Source organism: Nonomuraea sp. MTCD27 (assembly GCF_041950495.1).
Taxonomy (GTDB): domain Bacteria; phylum Actinomycetota; class Actinomycetes; order Streptosporangiales; family Streptosporangiaceae; genus Nonomuraea.
The window spans coordinates 210,759-227,750 of sequence record NZ_JBGNUW010000018.1 but is presented as its reverse complement, the minus strand read 5'-3'; the positions used below and the strand labels follow the sequence as shown (position 1 = coordinate 227,750).

Below are 16,992 nucleotides of genomic sequence, written 5' to 3'. Positions count from 1 at the left end.
GTCCTTCCACACCCCGCTCACCCCCCGCACCTGCGCCTGACCGCCCAACCGGCCCTCCGTGCCCACCTCGCGGGCCACCCGCGTCACCTCGTCCGCGAACGCCGACAGCTGCCCCACCATCGTGTTGACGGTGTCCTTGAGCTGCAGGATCTCGCCCTTGACGTCCACGCTGATCTTGCGGCTGAGGTCGCCCTGGGCGACGGCGGTGGCGACCTGGGCGATGTCGCGCACCTGCTCGGTGAGGTTGGAGGCCATGAAGTTGACGTTGTCCGTCAGGTCCTTCCACACCCCGCTCACCCCCCGCACCTGCGCCTGACCGCCCAACCGGCCCTCCGTGCCCACCTCGCGGGCCACCCGCGTCACCTCGTCCGCGAACGCCGACAGCTGCCCCACCATCGTGTTGATGGTGTCCTTGAGCTGCAGGATCTCGCCACGCGCGTCCACGGTGATCTTCTTGGACAGGTCGCCGTTGGCCACCGCCGTCGTCACCTGCGCGATCGAGCGCACCTGGGTGGTGAGGTTGGAGGCCATGAAGTTGACGTTGTCGGTCAGGTCCTTCCAGGTGCCGAGCACGCCCTTCACCTCGGCCCGGCCGCCGAGCTGCCCTTCGGTGCCGACCTCGCGGGCCACCCTGGTCACCTCGCTGGCGAACGCCGAGAGCTGGTCGACCATGGTGTTGACGGTCAGCTTGAGCTCCAGCAGCTCACCGGTGGCCTCGACCGTCACCTGCCTGGTCAGGTCGCCCCTGGCCACGGCGGTGGTCACGACCGCGATGTCACGCACCTGGGCCGTCAGCCGCCCGGCCATGGCGTTGACCGCCTCGGTCACGTCGCGCCAGCTCCCCGACATGCCCTGCACCTTCGCCCGGCCGCCGAGCCGCCCCTCGGTGCCGACCTCGCGGGCCACCCTGGTCACCTCGCCGGAGAACAGCGCGAGCTGCTCGACCATGCGGTTGACCGCCTTGCCCATCAGGCGCAGCCCGCCGCGCAGCGGCCGGTCGTCCTCCTGAAGGTCGACCCGTTTCGACAGGTCGCCGTCCGCGACCGCGTTGAGCACCCTGGTGGCCTTGGCCGCCGGGATGACCAGCGCGTCGATGAGCGTGTTCACCGCCGCCACGTTGACCGCCCAGCTACCCGTGCCGGGGCTGGGGCTGAGCCGCTCGTCGAGCCGCCCGCGCCTGGCCACCTCGGTGCGCAGCCGGGTCAGCTCGTTCGAGAGGTGCTCGTTGCGGTCGATCACCTGGTTGAACGTGGTGGCCAGCTCGGCGAGGAGCGGATCGTCCGGCAACTCCAGCCGCGTGCGGAAGTTCCCGTCACGCAGCCCGCGCAGGGCCACGAGCAGCGGACGGAGGTCCGCCGGATGGATCGATCCATGCGTGTAAGGGGAGTCCAACTGCGCGACCATGGCGGCCTTCTTCACAACTGGAGGTATCGACGGCATCAGTCTGCCACTCTGAGAGTGACCGAACTGCCACATCGAGTGATGTTCTAGGACGCAGAGTGGACACGACCAGGGTGTCGAGCACGGCCTTCGACGGCACTCCGCACGCACCGGCGCACGCGCGCAAGTTCGTCCGGCAGGTCCTCGGCGAATGGCGCCTGAGCCATCTCGCCGAGGACGCCGTGCTGCTGACCAGCGAACTCGTCACGAACGCCGTGGTGCACGCGGGCACCGGCGTCGAGCTGACCTGCCGCCTGGACGTCGATGCCACCCCGGCGAAACTCGAGATCGAGGTCGACGACCACCATCCCACGCGCACCGTGCCGGCCGCCGGGCCCGCCCCCGCCGAGGGTGCCCTGCCCACTTCCGGGCGCGGCCTGGCGCTCGCCCGGATGCTGGCCGACGCCTGGGGTGTCACCTACACCAGGACGGCCAAGCGCGTCTGGGTACGCATGGAGCTCGGCGAGGGCTGCGACCGCCAGGAGTCCCTGGCCGGCCCGCCCGCCCTGGTCCCGGCCCCCGTCGTGGGACCCCTCGAGACCCTGCACGTCGGCGTGGTGGTCGCCGATCTCGACGGGGTGGTGGAGTCGTGGAACTCCGAGGCCCAGCAGCTGCTCGGCTGGCCGCCCGAGCAGGCGATCGGCCGGGCGCTGAAGGAGCTGGTGGCCTGGCGCGGCCACGGGCCGTACGCGCTGTCCCTGGCCGACACGCTGGGCCTGGGCCGCTGGCGGGGCGAGGCGCGCATGCGGCACCGCGACGGCGGGCTCATCCCCGTCTACGTCTCCCACATGCGCTCCCGGGGGCACTCAGGGGAGCGCAGGGCGATCTGGATGATCGTGGGCAGCGACCACCGCTACGTCCTGACGCCGCCGCCCGCGCCGCTGCGCAGGGAGGCGGGCCGGCGGATCAAGGAGCTGCTCGACCAGGACATGCCGTTCACTGAGCTGCTCGACACGATCGCCCAGATCGTGCAGATGTCCAGCGGCGGCGACGCCGCTTACGTGCTGCTGGCCGCCGAGGGCGGCAACCGGTTCGGCGTGGCGGCGGGCGCGGGCGCGACGGCCGGGCTGGTGGGCGTGCTGGCCACGGACGTGTTCGGCGACGACCGCAGGACGCCGTCGCTGACGGAGGACCTGCTCGCCGAGGACGTCGAGCTGGCCCAGCAGCTGCGCGCCAGGTCCCTGGCCTGCGCGCCGCTGCTCGTGACCGGCGAGGTGATCGGCTACCTCGTGGTCACGGCCGCCCAGCAGAACCGCTTCGACCAGGAGCTCACCGTCAGCCTGCAGCACATCGCCGACCAGGTGGCGGTGCCCGTGCAGCGCGAGCGGCTGGCCGAGCAGGACCGGGCCCACCGGGGGCGGCTGTCGTTCCTGGCCGAGGCGGGCGAGCTGCTGGCGGGCGTGCACGACGACGAGCTGATCGCGGCGCTGACCGCGCAGCTCGTGGTGCCCAAGATCGCGACGTGGGCGGCCGTCTACCTGACCGATCTGACCGGCATGACCAGGCTCGCCCACGTCTGGCACAGCGAGGAGCGCCACAACGCCGACCTGCGCAAGTCGCTGCCCGCCATCCCCCGGACGGCGCTCACCGAGGTGAGCTGGCCCGTGGGCCCCGAGACGGTGCTGGCCTTCCCGCTGCTCACGCAGGGCAGGTCGCACGGCGCGCTGGTGATCGGCCGCTCCGAGCCGACGCTGCCGCTGGAGCTGGCCGACCTGCTGGCGGATCTGTGCCGCCTGGTGGCGCTCAACCTGCACACGGCCATGCTGTACGCCAGGCAGGCGACCACCTCCCGGGTGCTGCAGCGCAGCCTGCTGCCCATGCGCGTGGCGCCCATGCCGGGCCTGGAGTCCGCGGTGGTCTACGAGCCGGCCGAGGAGGGCGCGGACGTCGGGGGCGACTTCTACGACCTGTTCACGGTGGCCGACCACTGGTGCTTCGCGCTGGGCGACGTGTGCGGCAGCGGCCCCGAGGCGGCCGCTGTCACGGGGCTGGCCCGGCACGCCGTACGCCTGCTGGCCAAGGAGCACTACACCGTGGCCGACATCCTCGACCGGCTCAACCACGCGCTGCTGGAGGAGGGTGACGAGGGCCGGTTCCTCAGCCTCCTGTGCGGCGAGCTGACCCCGCTCCCGCAGGGCGGCGCGCTGTGCACGATCGCCTCCGCCGGCCATCCGCCGCCGCTGCTGCTGCGGGCCGACGGCGAGGTCGAGGCGGTGGCGACCCCGCAGTTGCTGCTCGGCATCGAGGCCGGCGCCAGGTTCTACGTGGAGACCTTCGAGCTGGCGCCGGAGGAGGTGCTGCTGTGCGTCACCGACGGCGTGACCGAGCGGCGCGACGGCGACCGGCTGCTCGACGACGGCGACGGCCTGTCGGCGATCCTGGCCGGCTGCGCGGGACTGAGCGCCCACGCGGTGGCCGAGCGGGTGCGGCACGCGGTCGAGACGTTCGCCGCCCAGCCGGTCCAGGACGACGTGGCCCTGCTGGTGATCAAGGCCGCCGCCACCCTGCGTCCGGTCAGATGAACCGGTACGTCGTGGTGGAGGTGCGGCGCTCGCCCGGCCGCAGCACGGTGGAGGGGAACTGCGGCTGGTTGGGCGCGTCGGGGTAGTGCTGCGTCTCCAGGCACAGCCCGGCGAACGGCCCGTACGGCGTCGCGGTGCCGTCCAGCATGCTGCCGGCGTAGAACTGCACGCCCGGCTCGGTGGTCGTGACCTCCATGGTCAGCCCGCCGGCCGTCACCCTGACGGCGCCGTCGAGCACGAAGCAGTGGTCGTAGCCGCCGTCGTACCGCTCGCCCACGGCGTGCGGCTCGGTGAAGTCGAACGGCGTGCCCTTGACCGGCGCCAGTTCGCCCATGGGGATCTTGTCCTCGTCCACCGGCAGGTAGTGCTCGGACTCCATCCGCACGACGTGGTCGAGCACGTCGCCGCCGCCCTTGAGGTTGAAGTAGGAGTGGTTGGTCAGGTTGACCACGGTCGGCGCGTCGGTCTCGGCCGCGTAGTCGATGCGGAGGGCGTCGTCCTCCAGCGTGTACGTGACCGAGGCGGTCAGCGTGCCCGGGTAGCCCTGGTCGCCGTCGGGGCTGGTCAGCGTGAGCGTCACCGACGAGTCCGTGCGGGCGGCGATCGTCCACACCTTGCTGTCGAAGCCCTCGGTGCCGCCGTGCAGGCTGTTGGGGCCGTTGTTGGCCGGCAGCCGGTATTCGGTCCCGTCGAGGGTGAAGCGGGCGTTCGCGATGCGGTTGCCGTACCTGCCGACGACCGCGCCGAAGTAGCGGCTGCGCGTCAGGTAGTCCTCGATCGTGTCCAGCCCGAGCACGACGTTGACCCCGGACACCTCCAGCGTGCGCACGACGGCCCCGTAGGTGAGCACCTCGGCGCGCAACCGTCCCGACGACAGCTCTACGCGCTCGACCTGCTGGCCCGACGGCAGCGTTCCGAAGATCATGTTTGTGCCCTTCCCGTGGACTCGCGGACTATGAGGGCGGTGTCGAGGGTCACTGTCGCGCCCTCGCCCCCAGACTGCAGCAGCAGATCGACGGCCATCCTCCCCGCCGCCACGGCCGGCATGGCGACAGTGGTCAGCTTGGGCCGGTTGAGCCGTCCCGGAAGGATGTCGTCGAACCCGATCACACTTATCTGGTCTGGTACCCCTATCTCCATCGCCGCCAGCCCCTCAATGAGGCCGAGCGCGACGAGGTCGTTGTAGGCCAGCACCGCGGTGGCCCCGCACGCCGCCACTTCGGGGGCCACGGCCAGGCCGCCGGCCTCCGTCGGCTGGTTGGGGCCGAAGAAGATCAGGTCGAGCCCGGCCGCCTCGGCGGCCGCGCCCTGCATCTCGTTGCTGGTCCACGAGCCGATCGGCCCGGACACGAGCGCGATCCGGTGGTGACCGAGCCCGGCCAGGTGCTCCAGCGCGAGCTTGGCGCCCTGGGCGACGTTCATGAGCACGGCGGGCATGCCCTTGATGCGCCGGTTCACCACCACGAACGGCACGTCCTCGGCCAGGCGCTCGATCATCTTGTTCGACAGGCGGGGGCTGCACAGCAGGACGCCGTCCACCTGCTTGGTGAACGTCCTGATGAGCTCTTCCTCGACCCTCGGGTCCTCGTCGGTGTCGGCCACGAACACGTGGTAGTCACGCCCTCTGGCCTGCGCCTGGGCGGCCTTGATGAGGGGCGGGAAGAACGGGTTGGAGATGTCGGCCACGATGAGGCCCATGTTGAAGGTGCGCCCTGTGGTGAGCGCCCTGGCCGCCCGGTTGGGCCGGTAGCCCAGATCGTCGGCGGCGGCCAGCACCCGGCTCCTGGTGGCAGGATTGACCAGGTGCGGCGCGGAGAAGGTACGGGACACGGTGGACACGTGCACGCCGCACGCGCGCGCCACGTCCTTGATCGTCGCCGCCATCGCCGTCCTCCCTTGCAAACGGTTGCCAGATCAAACCTTGACCTTTACGCCTAGCGCCGTCAAGGTTCTTGCAACCGGTTGCCAAGACGGGGGCCCCTGACCCGTCCCTTTTGACCCCTCGCCTTCCTTCCCCGAGCGACCCCGGCGCGCACCCTTCGTCCTGCCGATGAGCCCCAGCCCGCGCCCCCGCCGATGGGGCCCGGCCCGCGCCTTCCTCCCTGGAAGGACCCCGCCGGAGTACGGCGGGGAAGCGGCTCAGGCGGGTGTCACCACTTGCCCCCCAGCTCGTTCAACGTGAAGATCCCCCCGGCCCGGTGGTGCAGCGGCTCCGACAGGTCGGGCTCACCCTGCTCCTCGATGAGCGCCGCGGCGAAGGGCTCAGAAGAGTCTTCGGAGACGAACCCGATGGCTTCCGCCTCCTGCAACGACCACCACCGCCGCGGGCTGTCGGAGACGCCCCAGACCACGTGATACCCCGGAGCGGTGAGCCCCGCCTCGACCAGCCGGGCCAGGTCGTCGGGCGAGATCCAGGTGGCCAGCCCCCGCGTGTCGGCGGGCCCCTCGTTGCAGGTGCCGAGCCGTACCACGGTGACGTTCATGCCGAAACGATCGTGGAAGAGGCTGCCCAGGGCCTCCATGACGACCTTGCTCACGCCGTAGTAGGTGTCGGGCCGCGGGAAGGCGTAGTCAGGCAGGTCCTCACCGGACTCCGGCCTGGTCTGGAAGCCGGCCGCGTGGTGGCTGCCCATGAGGACGACGTGCTCGACCCCCTCCTTGTACGCCGCCTCCAGCAGCACCTGGGTCCCGTGGATGTTGGCCTGCACGATGTCGGCCCAGGGATGTTCCCTGCTCTGGCCGCCCAGGTGCAGCACGGCGTCCACGCCCTTCATCGCCTCGGCCACGGCGACCGGATCGGCCAGGTCAGCCGTCACCCACTCCTCCCCCGGCCCCGGTTCGATCGGGTGAATATCGGAAAGCCGCAGCGTACGGCCTTCACGGGCGAGCCGTGGGCGAAGCAGCGTCCCGACCTTTCCGGCGGCTCCTGTCATGAGAATGCGCATGCATCCATGATGTACACGAATCTGGCCGAAATTCACATCCTTGAATATTGACCGTGAGCCATGCCACTAGTTACGTTCACAGGCACACATCCAAGTCCACGACTCATGTCCACATATGTGAACAGGAGGCGGTCTGATGTCACGTCGTCTGCTGGGAGTCGCCATCATGGCGACTCTGGCCGTTGGACTGACAGGCTGCGGTTCCGGGGGATCAACAAGTTCGGACAACACGTTGGAGATCTGGATCAGGCAGGCGCCCGATTCCGACTCCGCCAAGACCGCCAAGAAGCTGGCCGACGCATTTACCAAGGCCAGTGGGGTGCCAACGAAAGTCGTCGCCCTTTTCGACGACTTCGAGACCAAACTCAACCAGCAGGCGGCGCAAAAAGACCTTCCCGACATCGTCATCAACGACACCGCCCAACTGGGCAACATGCAGTCTCAGGGCTGGCTCCAGCCGGTCGACAAGGCCGCGCTGGCCGGCGGCGACAAGCTGGCGGAAACGGCCTGGAAGGCCGCCACCGGCAGCGACGGCAAGCAGTACGCGGCCCCGTTCTCCGCCCAGGCGTTCGCGCTGATCGTCCGCAAGGACTGGCGCGAGAAGGTGGACATGGAGCCGCCCGCGACCTGGGAGGACCTCGCCAAGCTGGCCACGGCGTTCACCGAGAAGGACCCCGACGGCAACGGCCAGAAGGACACCTCCGGCTTCGTCGCCCCGGCGGGCACCAAGCGCGGCTACGCCTCCTGGTACGCCTCCTCGCTCGTCTACGCCAACGGCGGCGACTTCATCAAGTCCACCGGCAACGGCAAGTACGCCGCCACGGTGAACGACCCCAAGACCGTCGAGGCCGTCCAGTACCTGCAGGACCAGTTCTGCAAGACCAAGACCGTCAACCCCGGCGCCGTCAGCAACGACACGACCGTCACGCACGAGGTCTTCGAGAAGGGCCAGGGCGGCATCTACCTGGTGGGCCCGTACGTGCTGGCCAGGTTCGTCAACAGCATCGGCACCGACAAGATCGAGGTCCTGCCCGTGCCCAAGGGCCCGTCGGGCGGCCCCGGCACGCTCGGTGAGGGCGAGAACGTCTACATGATGGCCGGCTCCAAGAACCAGGAGGCACAGAAGAAGTTCGCCGAGTTCGCGATCTCGCCCGAGGGCCAGAAGATCGGCATGAACAAGGACGCCAACGGCGCCATCGTCCGCCTGCCCGTCAACACCACGGTGGACATGTCCGCCGAGCGGCAGGATCCGCGCTGGAAGGTGTTCCAGGAGTCGTACGCGAACGCCGTCTACGCGCCGCCGGTGCCCAACTGGGCGCCGATCCGCCAGACCTCCGCCGACTCCATCAACGCCGTCTGGGCCGACTGCTCCGCCGACGTGAAGTCGGCGATGGATCAGCTCAACACCAAGCTGACCCAGGAACTGCAGAGCCAGAAAGCGTCATGACCAGCACACTCGCCCCGTCCTCTCGCCGGACGGCGCCCCCCGGCCACCGCCCCAAATCGGTGCGGTGGCGGGGGCCGCTGATCGCCTGGCTGTTCCTGGCACCCGCGCTGCTGCTCTTCCTGTACTTCAAGTTCATCCCGATGTTCGTGGGCCTGTGGAAGAGCCTGTTCAAGGTCCAGACCTTCCTCGGTGACGAGTGGGTCGGCACGCAGAACTACCAGACGATCATCTCCGACGACGAGTTCGGCGCGGCGATCTGGCACAGCGTCGTGCTGGCGCTGGGCACCACCGTCGGCTCCATCGTGCTGGGCCTCGGGCTGGCGCTGCTCATCGAGGGGCCCGCCCGATACCTGTGGTTCGTCAGGACCGCGGCCTTCCTGCCGGTCGTCACCACGATGGCGGCCGTGGCCGAGGTGTGGCGCATCATGTTCCACCCCGCCGACAGCGGGATGCTCAACATCGTCATCGGCTGGGTGGGCATCGATCCGCAGCCCTGGCTGGCCAGCGAGGACTCCTCGTTGTGGTCGATCATGCTGATGAGCATCTGGCGCGGCACCCCGTACGACATGATGATCTTCCTGGCCGGTCTGGTGGGCGTGGACCGCACGCTGTACGAGGCGGCGGCCGTGGACGGCGCGTCGACCTGGCGGCGGCTGCGGCACATCACGCTGCCGGCGCTGCGGCCGGTGTTCTGGATCCTGTTCACGCTGGCGGCCATTCGCGGCCTGCGGGTGTTCGTCGAGGTCTACGTGCTCACGAACGGAGGGCCGAACGGCTCCTCCGAGGTGCTGATGACCTTGATCTACAAGCTCGGGTTCCAGAAGAACGAACTGGGGGTCGCCTCGGCGGGCGGGATCGTGCTGTTCCTGGCCACGCTGGCACTCACGGTGATCGTGCAGATGCTGCGCAGGAGGCAGACGAGATGAGGTTCGACAGCGCGCTGGGACTGGAGTCGCGGCGGGGCCCGCTGGCCGTCGCCGGAAAGATCCTGATTTATGGGCTTATGGTGGTGATTTTCACCGGGCCGCTGGTCGGGCTGCTGATGAGCTCGTTCAGCAAGACGCTCGACCCCACCTCCTTCACCCTCTGGCCGGACGACTTCACCCTGGAGAACTTCATCCAGGCCCAGGACAAGAACGTCTATCTCTACCTGCTCAACTCGTTCATCGTCGTGGGCTTCGGGCTGCTGCTGCAGATGCTGGTGAGCGTCTTCGCCGCGTACTCGCTGGCCCGCAAGAAGTTCCGCGGCATGACGTTCGTGATGCTGCTCATGCTCACCACGATGATGCTCCCCGAGGAGATCATCGCGATTCCCCTCTCCCTCGTCCTGGCCGACCTGCCGCTGCTGCATCTCAACCTGATCGGGACGTACGCCGGGATGATCCTGCCGGTCGGCGCCTGGGGCTTCTCCATCCTCGTGATGACCGAGTTCATGAAGGAGGTGCCGGTCGAGCTGGAGGAGGCCGCGCGCATCGACGGCGCCGGCGAGCTGCGGATCTTCGCCACGATCATCATGCCGCTGTGCCGCCCCGCGCTCGGCGTGATCGGCGTCTTCGGCTTCACGATGATCTGGGACCAGTACCTGCTCCCCCTGATCGTCGCGCCGGAGTCGGACATGTGGACCCTGCCCATCGCACTTCGCTCGCTCCGCTCCGACGAGGAGGTCGGGATCGGCGTGCTGCTCGCGGCTTCGCTGCTGGCGCTGCTGCCCTCGATCATCGCGTTCCTGGCGTTCCAGCGGCAGTTCATGCGCGGTCTCACAAGCGGCGCGGTCAAGGGTTAGGTGTCCATGTATCTGGACGGTATCCAATATCCTGGATCTCCGAAGCCGCCGAAGGATACGAGATGGGATGAGTATGGAGCCCCAGCTGGTCAAGTCCGCGGAACGGACGGTGCGCATCCTCGAAACGCTCGCCGAATCACACGACCACATGACGCTGTCGGAGCTCCAGCAGCGGACCGGCTTTCCGCGCAGCAGCCTGCACGCCCTCATGCGCACCCTGGTCGAGCTCAACTGGGTGGAGACCGACTCGGCCAGGTCGGCGTTCGGGATCGGGCCGCACGCGCTGCTGACCGGCACGGCGTACCTCGACAAGGACCCCGCGCTGCCGTTCGCGCAGGAGAGCTTGGAGGACTTGCGGGACGAGATCGGGCAGACCGTGCACTTCGCCCGGCGGGACGGCGCGCACGTGCTCTACCTCGCGACCCGGGACTCCCGCGAGGCCGACCACATCATCCCGAGGGTGGGCCGGCGGCTTCCCGCCCACGTCACGGCGCTCGGGCAGGTGCTGCTCGCCCAGCTCACCGATGACGAGGTCGAGGCGCTGCTGCCGCAGCCCCTGGCCGGGCTGACCGAGCACACCCTCACCGACCTGACCAAACTGACAGGAGAGCTCGACCAGGTCCGCACCAGGGGCTGGTCGTACGAACGCGAGCAAGGCACGCTGGGCGTGGCCTGCGTGGCCGTGGCGGTCGACTACCGCATCCCGGCCACGGACGCGATCAGCTGCTCGATGCCGGCGGGCCTCGCGGCCGGCGAGGTCGAGCGGATCACCGAAGCGGTTATCAAGCACACCCGAAAGCTGGCTGCGACCCTCCGCAGGGAGGGCATCCGCTAGAAAGGATCGTAGATGCGGCTGGACGGCGTTCTCTTCTTTCCGGTCACCCCGTTCGGGCCCGGCGGCGACCTCGCCGAACCCGCGCTGGCCCGGCACGTCGCCGAGGGGGTCGCGGCGGGGGCTGGAGGGGTGTTCGCCGCGTGCGGCACCGGCGAGTTCAACGCACTCGACGTCGAGGAGTACACCCGGGTCGTGGCCACCTCGGTCACGGCCACCGCCGGCCGCGTCCCGGTCTTCGCCGGCGCCGGCGGCCCGCTGCCGACCGCCAGGTCCATCGCCCGCGCCGCGGCCGCGCAGGGCGCCGACGGGCTGCTGCTGATGCCTCCCTACCTGGTCACAGGCCCTGCCTCCGGCCTGGTGCGGTACGTCCGCGAGGTGGCCGAGGCGGGCGGGCTCCCCGTCGTCATCTACCAGCGCGGCACCGCCCGCTTCACCCCGGAGGCGGTGGCCGAGCTGGCCCGGGTGCCGAACGTCGTGGGCTTCAAGGACGGCCTGGGCGACTTCGACCTGCTGCAGCGCATCATCCTGACCGTGCGTCAGGTGACGGAGGACTTCACGTTCTTCAACGGCCTGCCGACCGCCGAGCTGACCGTACCCGCGTACCGGGGGCTCGGGGTGAGCCTGTACTCGAGCGCGGTGTTCGCGTACGCACCGGAGATCGCGCTCGCCTTCCACAAGGCGGTGACGGGCGGGGACGAGGTGCTGGTGCAGCGGCTCCTGACCGGCTTCTACCTGCCGCTCGTACAACTGCGCGACCTCGTGCCCGGGTACGCGGTGGCGCTGGTCAAGGCGGGGGTGCGGATGCGGGGGCTGGAGGTGGGGGGCGTACGGGCACCGCTGGTGGACCCGACGACGGAGCACCTGGCGACGCTGGAGCGCATCATCGCCACCGGCCTGGAAATAGCCGCCCCCTGACCCCACCACCACACGACCACTGGCCCACCACCAGCACTCCCCGCACAACGCTGGCCAACCACCCACACCCCGCGCACGACCTCAAGCCACTACCGACACTTCCCACCGCGCCGGGCCCCCACCCGCACCCTCACGGGACCCGGCCCACCACCGACCAGCCGGCCGCCGACGCTCACCGGCCTGGCGATGTGGAGATCCCCACCTCTCAGCCAGACCGGCGAGCCACACTCCGAACCCCGAACCCAATGAGCCCAGCACGGCCAAGCACAGCGCAGTAAGCTCAGCCCAGCGCAGCATGGCACAACACAGCTCCGCCCAGACCAGCACGGCATGGCGCAGCTCAGCCCAACGCAGCTCAGCCCAACGCAGCTCAGCCCACCCCAGCACGGCCAAGCACAGGGCAGCTCCGCCCAGCCGAACTCCGCCCAGCCGAACTCCGCCCAGCCGAACTCCGCCCAGCTCAGCTCAGCTCAGCTCAGGCGACCATCCACCCTCCGCGGGATGGACAGCGGGTTGCCCTCCTTGAGCTCATCCGGCAGCAGCGCCTCCGGCCAGTCCTGGTAAGCCGTGGGCGCCAGCCACCGACCGATCGCCGTGGCCCCCACAGACGTGTAGGACGTCGTGGCGGCAGGCCACGGACCGCCATGATGCATGGCCCAGCACACCGCGACCCCGGTCGGCCACCCGTTCCAGATGAGCCGCCCGGCCTTCCGCTCCAGGACGTCGACGAGCTCCGTGGCCTCATCGGCGTCCGTGCCGTGCAGGGTCGCGGTCAACGACCCGTCGAGCCGCTCAAGCACCGGCCGCAGGTCCGAAATTTCGCGATAAGTCACCACGATCGACGCCGGACCGAAGCACTCCTCGCCGATGTGCGGCAGCTTGGCCGCGAACGTGTCGAGATCGGCGGTGAACACCTTGGGCGTGACCGCCCAGCTGCCCTCCCCCGGCTTGCCCTCGGCCAGCAGGTCCAGCTCGCCCAGCCGCTCGACGCCCCCGAGGTATCCGTCCCGGATCCGTTCGGCCAGCATGGGCCCGCCGGTGGTGCCCCCGACGGCCTCCACGAGCGCGTTGCGCAACTCGTCACCCTCGGGCACGAACACGAGACCCGGGTTCGTGCAGAACTGCCCGACCCCCATCGTCAGCGACCCGGCGAACCCCGTGGCCACCTCCTTGACCGGCGCCGACGGCAGCACGACCACGGGATTGACGCTACCGAGCTCGCCGAAGAACGGGATCGGCACCTCCCGCTCGTCGATCAGCTTCTGGATCGCCTTCCCACCGGCCACTGACCCGGTGAACCCGGCGGCGACCACGCCGGGGTGCTGCACGAGATCGATACCGGCCTGCATGCCCTGGACCAGGCCCAGCAGGTCGGGGTTCGGCAGCGCCTCCCGTACGATCTTCGCGACCCGCTCGGACGTGTTCGGATGCCCGGGGTGCGCCTTCACGACGACGGGGCACCCGGCGGCCAGCGCGGAGGCGGTGTCACCCCCGGCCACCGAGAACGCGAACGGGAAGTTGCTGGCCGCGAACACGGCCACGACGCCCTTCAGCGGGTGCTTCATCCGCCGCACGTCCGGCCGGGGCGGCGTGAGCGAAGGATCGGCATGATCGATGATGGCCTCCAGGTAGCCACCATCCCTGATCACGTCGGCGAAGAGCCTGAACTGCCCCGCCGTACGCGCCACCTCGCCGCGCAGACGTACCTCGCCGAGCGCGGTCTCCTCGTCGGCGAGCTGCCACAGCTCGTCCACGTGTGCGGCGAGCGCGTCGGCGACGGCCTCCAGCGCGACGGCCCGCTCGGCCGCCGAGGTCGCCCGCCAGGCCGCTCCGGCGGCGGCCGCAGCAGAAACGATCATGTCGACCCCGGCGCTGTCGGTCTCGGGCAGGGCGGCGCCCACGGTTCCGCCTGTCCTGGGGTCGTGTCCGTAGATCATCGAATGGCCCTTCGGAGTCTTGACACTTCTTCAGCCTGATTCTTACAGTTGCGGCAACTTGTCCACAAATCTGGCTATTGTTCACATATATGGACGGCGAGATGATCATCAGGCAGATCCACGTAACTCCCGTTGCCTTCCGGGATCCGCCCCTCTTGAACGCCGCCGGAGTCCACGAGCCGTGGGCTCTCCGTACCATTGTCGAGGTCGTCACCGACGAAGGTCTGACCGGGTTGGGCGAGACCTACGGTGACCTCGATCATCTCGGCAAGGTGCGCGAGTGCGCGCAGGCGCTGATCGGCCTCGACGTTCATGCCCTGAACACGATGTACGCCCGGATCGGCGCGATCATCGGCGAAGCGGTGACCGACCTGCACGGCCTGACCGGCGTCACCACGACGGAGAAGAGCATCGACCGCATCTTCTCCCCGTTCGAGGTGGCTTGCCTGGACATTCGCGGCAAGGCCGCCGGTGTCCCGGTGTCGGACCTCTTGGGAGGCAAGGTCCGGGACGCGGTGCCGTACAGCGCGTACCTCTTCTACAAGTGGGCAGGCCATCCCGGCGAGGAGCCGGACCGGTTCGGCGCCGCGCTGGACGAGGCCGGCATCGTCGATCAGGCGGGGCTGCTCATCAAGGAGTACGGCTTCAGGTCCATCAAGCTCAAGGGTGGCGTCTTCCCCCCTGACCAGGAGATGGCCGCGATCCGCGCGCTGCACGAGGCGTTCCCCGACGTACCGCTCCGTCTCGACCCCAACGCCGCCTGGTCGGTGGAGACCTCGATCCGCGTCGGCCAGGAACTCGACGGAGCCCTCCAATACCTGGAGGACCCGACCGCCGGCATCCCCGGCATGGCCGAGGTGGCCGCCGCCGTCCCCATGCCCCTGGCCACGAACATGTGCGTGGTCACCCCGGAGCACCTCTCCCCCGCCATAGCGTCCCATGCGATCGGCGTACTCCTCCTGGACCACCACTATTGGGGCGGCCTCGTACGCTCCTCGCACATCGCCGCCATGTGCGACGCCTTCGGCCTGGCCATGTCGATGCACTCCAACTCCCATCTCGGGATCAGCCTGGCGGCCATGACGCACCTGGCCGCCGCCACGCCGAACCTCACGTTCGCCTGTGACACGCACACCCCCTGGCAGGACGGCCAGGACGTGATCCTCCCCGGCGCCCTCCGCTTCGTGAACGGCGCCGTACCGGTCCCCACCGGCCCCGGTCTGGGGGTGGAACTGGACCGGGACATGCTGGCGGTGATGAACGAGCAGTACGAGAGATGCGGGATCACAGCCCGCGACGACACTTCGTACATGCGACGCATCGACCCCTCCTTCTCAGCAAACAGACCCCGCTGGTGACCCCTCCCGAACCACCCCTCACTGGCGCCCTGCGAGAGGCACCCCCAGGCGAACCCCGCAAGCAGACCCCGCTCGCAAACCCCGCAAGCGGACCGCTCGCAAACCCTGCTGGCAAACCCCGGCAAGCGGAGCCCACTGGTGAGTCCTCGCAGCCGGACCCGCTCGGAGCGCCTCGCAACCGAACCCTGCCCGCGCATCCCCATTCGCATACCCGGGCAGTCCCCGACAAGCAGCCCCCTCGCGAACCCTCACAACCAGCCCCCGAACGAACCCACTGACGCATCCACCGAGACGCGCCACCCTTACGAACACCAGCAAGGGGAAGACCCTTCCGCCGAAGGGCTGGACCGAGACCATCCAGCGAACCGCCCACCGAGACCGTCCAACGGGCCACCCGCCGAGACCACCCACCAAAACCACCAACGAAGAAAGCCGGCCGGGCGAACCAGACCCTCCGATGAGCTCCGGCAAACAGACCGAACACCCGATAAACATCGGCAATGAGACACCCAATGATGAACATCCTCAAGGAGACCCGCTGGTGAACGTCGCCTACCTCTACCCGTGGGACGTGGTCGGGGACCCGTCAGCCCCCAGCCGTCTGGCAGACCTCGGCGTCCAAGCGGTCGCCCTGGCAGCCAGCTACCACTCGACGAGGGCGGCCACGCCGTACCACCCCGCCCACCGCGTACTGGATGTTCCATATCCGGCCTTCTACCTCCCGATCCGCCCGTCCTCCTGGTCCCGCCTGGTCCCGGCCACCCCCACGTGGACCCCCGCCGACGCCTACCTCCAGGCCAGGGATGCCCTGAAGGCCGCAGGCCTCCAGGTACACGCCTGGACCGTCCTCACCCACAACTCCCACCTGGGCAAAGCCAACCCCGACCTGGCCGTACGCAACGCCTTCGGCGACCCGTACCCCTATGCCCTCTGCCCGGCCCAAGAGGACGTCATCGAGTACTGCGAACACCTGGTCCAGGAGATCCTGGAGGTCGGCGAGCCGGACGGCCTGATCCTGGAGGCCTGCGGCCCGATGGGCTTCGGCCACCAGAGCGTCCACGAGAAGACATCCGGCGCTGACTGGACCCCCGTGGACAACGACCTTCTCTCTCTGTGCTTCTGCGCGAGTTGCGCCCCCCGCTATCCCGAAGAGACAAAGACCGCAGTCCGCACCGCCATAGACCGCGCCACCAACCAAGCTCGGGACACCACCGACCACACTCCACACACCACCAACCAGGCACTCAACACCGCCGACCACGCTGCCAACACCACCGACCAGGCCCCCAGCACCATCGAGGACGCCCTCGGCACATTGGCCGACGAGGTACGCACCATCCGCGTCACCCTGTCAACCGCTCTCCGTCAACGCCTTATCGCCACCGCCCGCAGCACCGCCCCCGAGGTTCCCATCACCCTGCACGCCAACCCGGACCCCTGGGCCACCGGTGCCTTCGCCCCTCTCCCCTCAGGCGAACCAGCAGCAGACGTCCTCGTCGCCAACTGCTGGGGCGACCCCGCCACCGACGCCATCCGCCTCACCCGCCTGAAGGAGCTCTCCACGCCAGGCCAGCGAGTAGGCGCCTACGTCCTAGCCCTCCCACCCCGCCCGGCCAACCCCGACACCCTGGCCGACCAGCTCAGAACGTACGCCAAGGCAGGAGCGTCAGAGTTCCACCTGTACCACGCAGGCCTGGCCTCTCTCCAACGCCTGGCAGCCCTCTCCCAAGCGCTCCGCCTCTACCAATAACCTCCTCCCCGCCATGGCCCCCGACCCAAATCCCACGTAGCACCCTCTCAACCGAGCCCA

At 69.3% G+C, this 16,992-nt stretch carries 14 protein-coding genes; 8 read left to right on the top strand and 6 right to left on the bottom strand.

Annotated elements, in window-relative coordinates:
• Positions 1–1,404 (bottom strand): HAMP domain-containing protein (locus tag ACBJ59_RS43015; RefSeq protein ID WP_375115862.1); only part of this gene is annotated, 1,404 nt, incomplete at its 3' end.
• Positions 1,405–1,499: 95 nt separating this feature from the next.
• On the opposite strand from ACBJ59_RS43015, the gene ACBJ59_RS43010 reads away from it, so the two are divergent.
• Positions 1,500–3,962 carry a SpoIIE family protein phosphatase gene (locus ACBJ59_RS43010; RefSeq protein WP_375115861.1) on the top strand — a complete coding sequence of 821 codons (2,463 nt, stop codon included), beginning with the start codon at positions 1,500–1,502 and terminating at the stop codon, positions 3,960–3,962.
• On the opposite strand, the gene ACBJ59_RS43005 is transcribed toward ACBJ59_RS43010, so the two are convergent.
• The 3 genes from ACBJ59_RS43005 to ACBJ59_RS42995 form a co-directional block, all read right to left on the bottom strand.
• Positions 3,955–4,887 (bottom strand): aldose epimerase family protein, encoded by a 933-nt coding sequence (locus ACBJ59_RS43005; protein ID WP_375115860.1) that lies wholly within the window; start codon positions 4,885–4,887, stop codon positions 3,955–3,957. The genes ACBJ59_RS43010 and ACBJ59_RS43005 overlap by 8 nt on opposite strands.
• The gene (locus tag ACBJ59_RS43000; protein ID WP_364128232.1) at positions 4,884–5,846 is read right to left on the bottom strand and encodes a LacI family DNA-binding transcriptional regulator; all 963 of its coding nucleotides are present in this window, start codon (positions 5,844–5,846) and stop codon (positions 4,884–4,886) included. Before ACBJ59_RS43000 ends, ACBJ59_RS43005 begins: the two co-directional genes overlap by 4 nt.
• 266 nt (positions 5,847–6,112) lie before the next feature.
• Complete coding sequence (locus tag ACBJ59_RS42995; protein ID WP_375115859.1) at positions 6,113–6,907, bottom strand: NAD-dependent epimerase/dehydratase family protein; 795 nt, start codon at positions 6,905–6,907, stop codon at positions 6,113–6,115.
• 232 nt (positions 6,908–7,139) lie between these two features.
• On the opposite strand from ACBJ59_RS42995, the gene ACBJ59_RS42990 reads away from it, so the two are divergent.
• The 5 genes from ACBJ59_RS42990 (at position 7,140) to ACBJ59_RS42970 (ending at position 11,887) form a co-directional block, all read left to right on the top strand.
• Positions 7,140–8,354 (top strand): extracellular solute-binding protein, encoded by a 1,215-nt coding sequence (locus tag ACBJ59_RS42990; protein WP_375115858.1) that lies wholly within the window; start codon positions 7,140–7,142, stop codon positions 8,352–8,354.
• Positions 8,351–9,280 (top strand): sugar ABC transporter permease, encoded by a 930-nt coding sequence (locus ACBJ59_RS42985; protein WP_364128224.1) that lies wholly within the window; start codon positions 8,351–8,353, stop codon positions 9,278–9,280. Before ACBJ59_RS42990 ends, ACBJ59_RS42985 begins: the two co-directional genes overlap by 4 nt.
• Positions 9,277–10,137: a carbohydrate ABC transporter permease gene (locus tag ACBJ59_RS42980; protein WP_375115857.1), complete on the top strand. Its 861-nt coding sequence runs from the start codon at positions 9,277–9,279 to the stop codon at positions 10,135–10,137. The genes ACBJ59_RS42985 and ACBJ59_RS42980 overlap by 4 nt, the downstream gene beginning before the upstream one ends.
• A 67-nt stretch (positions 10,138–10,204) precedes the next feature.
• Positions 10,205–10,972 (top strand): IclR family transcriptional regulator, encoded by a 768-nt coding sequence (locus ACBJ59_RS42975; protein WP_375115856.1) that lies wholly within the window; start codon positions 10,205–10,207, stop codon positions 10,970–10,972.
• A gap of 12 nt (positions 10,973–10,984) precedes the next feature.
• Positions 10,985–11,887 carry a 5-dehydro-4-deoxyglucarate dehydratase gene (locus ACBJ59_RS42970; RefSeq protein ID WP_375115855.1) on the top strand — a complete coding sequence of 301 codons (903 nt, stop codon included), beginning with the start codon at positions 10,985–10,987 and terminating at the stop codon, positions 11,885–11,887.
• Positions 11,888–11,968: 81 nt separating this feature from the next.
• Here ACBJ59_RS42970 and ACBJ59_RS42965 read toward each other — a convergent pair whose 3' ends face one another.
• Entirely contained in the window at positions 11,969–12,274 is a 306-nt protein-coding gene (locus ACBJ59_RS42965; protein WP_375115945.1) for a pentapeptide repeat-containing protein, read from the bottom strand.
• Positions 12,275–12,357: 83 nt separating this feature from the next.
• Positions 12,358–13,824, bottom strand: coding sequence for an aldehyde dehydrogenase (NADP(+)) (locus ACBJ59_RS42960; protein WP_375115854.1), 1,467 nt, complete (start codon positions 13,822–13,824; stop codon positions 12,358–12,360).
• Positions 13,825–13,913: 89 nt separating this feature from the next.
• Here ACBJ59_RS42960 and ACBJ59_RS42955 point away from each other — a divergent pair, with 89 nt between their 5' ends.
• A complete protein-coding gene (locus ACBJ59_RS42955; protein WP_375115853.1) occupies positions 13,914–15,182 on the top strand; it encodes a glucarate dehydratase family protein in 1,269 nt (422 codons plus the stop codon).
• A 541-nt stretch (positions 15,183–15,723) separates the two neighbouring features.
• Positions 15,724–16,932, top strand: coding sequence for a hypothetical protein (locus ACBJ59_RS42950; RefSeq protein WP_375115852.1), 1,209 nt, complete (start codon positions 15,724–15,726; stop codon positions 16,930–16,932).
• Positions 16,933–16,992: the final 60 nt, after the last annotated feature.

Bases quoted from the DNA above. Each gene is read 5' to 3' on its own strand.
- ACBJ59_RS43005 (WP_375115860.1), bottom strand. From the start codon at position 4,887: ATGATCTTCGGAACGCTGCCGTCGGGCCAGCAGGTCGAGCGCGTAGAG.
- ACBJ59_RS43000 (WP_364128232.1), bottom strand. From the start codon at position 5,846: ATGGCGGCGACGATCAAGGACGTGGCGCGCGCGTGCGGCGTGCACGTG.
- ACBJ59_RS42995 (WP_375115859.1), bottom strand. From the start codon at position 6,907: ATGCGCATTCTCATGACAGGAGCCGCCGGAAAGGTCGGGACGCTGCTT.
- ACBJ59_RS42985 (WP_364128224.1), top strand. From the start codon at position 8,351: ATGACCAGCACACTCGCCCCGTCCTCTCGCCGGACGGCGCCCCCCGGC.
- ACBJ59_RS42980 (WP_375115857.1), top strand. From the start codon at position 9,277: ATGAGGTTCGACAGCGCGCTGGGACTGGAGTCGCGGCGGGGCCCGCTG.
- ACBJ59_RS42975 (WP_375115856.1), top strand. From the start codon at position 10,205: ATGAGTATGGAGCCCCAGCTGGTCAAGTCCGCGGAACGGACGGTGCGC.
- ACBJ59_RS42970 (WP_375115855.1), top strand. From the start codon at position 10,985: ATGCGGCTGGACGGCGTTCTCTTCTTTCCGGTCACCCCGTTCGGGCCC.
- ACBJ59_RS42960 (WP_375115854.1), bottom strand. From the start codon at position 13,824: ATGATCTACGGACACGACCCCAGGACAGGCGGAACCGTGGGCGCCGCC.
- ACBJ59_RS42955 (WP_375115853.1), top strand. From the start codon at position 13,914: ATGGACGGCGAGATGATCATCAGGCAGATCCACGTAACTCCCGTTGCC.